Annotated in this window: 1 protein-coding gene; it reads left to right on the plus strand. The window is 30.6% G+C overall.

All coding sequences use genetic code 11. The features are described 5' to 3' along the window. A partial coding sequence (locus RCZ04_RS11845) for a transposase (RefSeq protein ID WP_460486244.1) occupies window positions 1-339 on the plus strand: 339 nt, incomplete at its 5' end. Window positions 340-481 lie beyond the last annotated feature (142 nt).

Below are 481 nucleotides of genomic sequence, written 5' to 3' on the forward strand. Positions count from 1 at the left end.
GCTTTGAAGAAAGCTTTAAAAGGAAAGAAAAGGTCTGAGTCTTTAATACATCATTCGGATAGGGGAGTTCAATATTGTTGTAAAGAGTATGTAATGTTATTACAAAAAGAAAATATTCAAATTAGTATGACTCAGGAGAATCATTGTTATGAAAATGCTCACGCAGAGCGTATAAATGGAATTCTTAAACAAGAATTTAATTTAGATGTGACTTTTAACAATGAACAACAAGCTCTTAGTGTGGTACGTTCGGCTATAAATACATATAATCAAAAACGACCTCATTATGCATTGAACTTAAAAACTCCTGATCAAGTGTACTTTCAAAAGGTAGCTTAATGAAAAAAATATTACTAATAAAATAATTATTAATTATGACAACCTTTTTTAGGACAGGACAAAGAACAAAGAACGAAGGAATGACGAACAAAAGACGAAGGTAGAATAAACCTAAAACGAAGCTAAGATTTTATCAGGGTGC

Source organism: Capnocytophaga sp. HP1101 (assembly GCF_054772415.1).